Consider the following 3,878-nt stretch of genomic DNA (forward strand, 5'->3'; position numbering starts at 1 on the left):
ACAGTAGATCCGGGACACTCACGACCTTCTCAAAGATCGACTCCGCGTTCGACGGAATTTCGTGTCCGCCAACTCCCGTGATGGGCCACTGCCGTCGGCCGCCGAATCGATCTGCATGGTCAGCGCGTCAGCACCCGTCGCATGCTGATCCCCCGACGAATCACTTGATCGAAGAGACACGCCCTAGTACGAGTAGGAGCCCGGCCCGCTCTTCCGGCCCAGCCGTCCCGCGTCGACCATGCGCTGGAGCAGCGGGGGAGCGGCGTACAGCGGCTCCTTGTACTCCTCGTTCATGCAGCCTCTTGCTCGCGGCAGTTGTCTTCCAGCCAGGTCTTGATCTCGCCGGGCCGGAACCACGGTTGTTGCCCCACGCGAAAGCTGGGAATGGCCAGCTTCTCGTGATTGTCGTAAGCCTATGAGACGGGCTTTCCGGGAAAGTTTGCCAGGGCAGGCACGGTCCACATCGGTTGGTCCATAGGTGTTCACGTCCGTAGGTCGGGAGTGCGACACGATAGGGACGGATCACGGCCGCACCAAACGACCCCATGCAACGCCACTTGCCCTTCATGGGCCCGTCGTGGCCGAGCCTCCGCGAGGGAGACGGCATGGGAGCCGAGGTGACGCACAGCGAAGAGTGAGCGTGTCGCGGCCCTGGGCTGTCCATGCTTCCACCCGTCAGCGCCGAAACCAGCACCGATCCAGCACAACGCCTCCGAACGGAACGGAAGGGGCGGCAACGGAAGCCAGCACGAACTCAGCACGAACTCAGCACGAACTCAGCACGGCCCGGCTCGGGCTCGTTCGCAGTGAACGAGCCCAAGCCGTTGGCCTGCATGTTTGTCATCGGATCCGGCGTCCGCTACCGGCCTGCATCGCATTACGAGAACTTCTGCCTGCCGCTGATCCGGTCGCGTGGGCCCCATCCACAGGCTCGCAGGGACGCTGGACAAGGCCATTCCCGAGATCTTCGCCGCTGACTACGCGGAGCGTCTGCATGCAGCGCGGCGCCGTCTCAACGAGAGCATGGGCAGCTTCGCCGAAGAGCAAGACGACTGAGCCGGCTGCCCCGTCGGTCAGCACGATTCCGCGAAAGCCGTGTTGATTGAGATCGCCGAAGGCCGGCGTTCTCAATCAACACGGCATACCAGCAGGCCAGTAGCCCACTGCCGGCCCAGATGCACTTCGACAGGACACCCGTTCTCGATCTATGCGGCGATCCTCCGCCGTATCAAGCACCCTGTTCACACAGGTGTGAAACGCTTCACTGAACGCGGCGATGTACGTAACAGGGGTTCGCGTGCCCGGAGTTGTGCAGAGGCACTGACGCGTCGGAGAGGGCCGATGGAGCTGTTGGGGGAGTCGGACCGGCCGGTGGCCGGTCCGTACCGGCTGGTGGCCGAGCTGGGGCGGGGCGGCATGGGGCGGGTGCTGCTCGGTGTCACGCCGGACGGGCGCCTGGCCGCGGTCAAGGTGGTGCGCTCGCAGTTCGTGGAGGACGACGGATTCCGTACGCGCTTCCGCCGCGAGGTAAAGGCGTCCCGCAGGGTGTCCGGCGCCTATACGGCCGCCGTGGTTGATGCGGACGCGGACGCGCCACTGCCGTGGCTGGCGTCGGTGTTCGTACCGGGCCCACCCCTGAGCGAAGTCGTGGAAACCGTCGGTCCGTTGCCGCCGAGGACGGCGGTGCGCCTGGCCGCAGGTCTCGCCGCCGCCCTGGCCGAGATCCACCGGGTCGGGCTGATCCACCGCGACCTCAAGCCGTCCAACGTGCTGCTCGCCGCCGACGGGCCCCGGGTCATCGACTTCGGGATCGCACGGGCCACCGACAGCGAAGGCGGCACCGAGATCACCCACACGGGCTGGCTGGTCGGCTCCCCCGCCTTCATGTCTCCGGAACAGGCCGAGGGCCGTGAACTCACCCCGGCCAGCGACGTGTTCTCGCTCGGCGCGGTGCTGGTCCAGGCGTGCACCGGTCGGAGCCCGTTCGCCGGTACCTCCACGCCGCAGACGCTCTACAACGTCGTACACACCGAACCCGACCTCACACCACTCCCGGACGAGCTGCGCGGCCTCGTTGCGCGGTGCTTGGCCAAGGACCCGTCCCAGCGGCCCACTCCGACCGAGATCCCGCAGCTTCTTGGGCGGCTGGCCCCGTCCGCGCGGCCCTGGCCCGCCGCCGTACACGCCCTGATCGACGAGCAGCAGGCCGAGATCACTCGGGTCCTCGGTCTGCTGGAAGACGGGGGCGTGCTGGTGGAATCCGGGGCCGAGACGGTCGTCCGCACCGCGTCGGGAGCAGGCGGCACCCCGCCTCCGCCCGGGGGCCTGGCCCCGCAGGATCCCGGCGTTCCGCCTGCCTTTGGGGTCGCGGATGAGCTCACCGAGACCGCGCTCCCGGCGGCCGGGGCGTCCGCGGGGCCGGTTCCGCCGGCCGGCGCTGCGGCGGCATCCGACGGGCAGCTGGAGGATCCGGCGGGACGTCGCCGCCCGAGCCGCCGTGTGCTCCTGCTCGGCGCGCTGGGCGCCGGTGCCGCCGCGGCGGTCGCTGTCCCGCTCACCCTGGACCGGCTCTCGGGTTCCTCGGCCGCGGGGGCTTCCGGGGCATCCCCGTCGCGGAGTACATCTCCGTCGGAGACGGTGAGCCCGAGCGCGTCGCGGTCCCCGTCGTCCAGCCCCAAGCAGGCGTCCAGGTTCACTGTGTCCGACAAGTGGGACACCATGCTGACCGCCACGGATTTCAGCCGAGACGGCAAGCTCATCGCGGTCGGTGACCTGGATGGCGGCGTCGTGCTCCGGCACAGCCCCACCCTGGAGATCGCGGCCGTCCTCAGCGGGCCCGGCGGGACGGGGGTCGACAACACCACGTTCGACGTGGTGTTCAGCCCGGACGGCTCGCTCCTCGCCAGCGTGGACAAGTACGCGACGATCACGCTGTGGGATGTCGCGTCCCGTAAGAAGGCGGCCACGCTCAACGGCGACAAGAACCAGAAGGAGCCCGAGTACGCGACTCTGGCATTCAGCCCGGACGGAAAGATCCTGGCGCACAGTGCTAACACCACGATCACGTTGTGGGATGTCAGGTCCCGCAACCTGGTCGCCACGCTCGTCGACCCCGCGGGGCCCACGGCGAGAGTGACCGAGGGGGCGGTGCTGTGCATGAGGTTCACCCGGGACAGCCGCACCCTCATCGCCTCCACCTACACCGATAAGCTGCGCTTCTGGGACATCCGCCAGCGGAGGGTTACCGCCACTGTCCAGAAAGCCGGGTACGGCCTGATCGACCTCGCGGTCAGCCCGGACGGCAAGGTCCTCGCGGCTACCTCTAGAAACGAGGTCAAGCTGTGGCGCCCTGGCAGCCGTACCGAGATCGAGACCCTGACCTTCACTCAGGAACCCATCAGCGCCGTAGCGTTCAGCCCGGATGGCAAGTCCTTGGCCGCCAGCGAGGGGGGCGGGGCGGTCCAGATCTGGTCCACCACCACCTGGAACCCGATCCGCGTGCTCGACGAAAGGATCGAGGAGGCGGCCAAGACTATGAATGAGGCCGAGGCGCGGCAGACCCTCCCGGATGATCTCTCCTTCAGTCCCGGCGGCGAGTTCCTGGCCGAAGCTTTGGGCTACCACCTGGCTCTCTGGAAGCTCAGCTGATCTTGAGAGGGCGTGGCAGGTATCGCTGCTCCGACCACGATTTCCTCGGTCCTCGGAGACCGTGGTCAGATCCGCCGACGCGTACGCCGCGTCAGCACCAGCCACGCACCCCTGCACGTCGACTCCATCGAGCTGGCGACGTCTTCGCTAAGAACTCCTAACGAAATGATCTTCGAGGTGGTTGGATCACTCCGGGACCGTTGATCCGGGGGTGTGGGGTGGCTCGGCCG

The 3,878-nt window shown here is 67.8% G+C and carries 2 protein-coding genes and 1 pseudogene; 2 read left to right on the plus strand and 1 reads right to left on the minus strand.

The genetic code is table 11. The features are described from left to right. Nucleotides 1-183 precede the first annotated feature (183 nt). A pseudogene (locus DY245_RS34245) lies at nucleotides 184-294 on the minus strand (3-hydroxyacyl-CoA dehydrogenase family protein); the annotation flags it as partial. Between the two features lie 618 nt (nucleotides 295-912). On the opposite strand from DY245_RS34245, the gene DY245_RS45495 reads away from it, so the two are divergent. Next, nucleotides 913-1,056, plus strand: coding sequence for a hypothetical protein (locus tag DY245_RS45495; RefSeq protein ID WP_220377986.1), 144 nt, complete (start codon nucleotides 913-915; stop codon nucleotides 1,054-1,056). A 285-nt stretch (nucleotides 1,057-1,341) separates the two neighbouring features. Next, nucleotides 1,342-3,648 (plus strand): WD40 repeat domain-containing serine/threonine protein kinase, encoded by a 2,307-nt coding sequence (locus tag DY245_RS34250; protein ID WP_128511021.1) that lies wholly within the window; start codon nucleotides 1,342-1,344, stop codon nucleotides 3,646-3,648. Nucleotides 3,649-3,878 lie beyond the last annotated feature (230 nt).

This window comes from Streptomyces inhibens, from assembly GCF_003389455.1.
GTDB lineage: Bacteria > Actinomycetota > Actinomycetes > Streptomycetales > Streptomycetaceae > Streptomyces > Streptomyces inhibens.

Bases quoted from the DNA above. Each gene is read 5' to 3' on its own strand.
- DY245_RS34250 (WP_128511021.1), top strand. From the start codon at position 1,342: ATGGAGCTGTTGGGGGAGTCGGACCGGCCGGTGGCCGGTCCGTACCGG.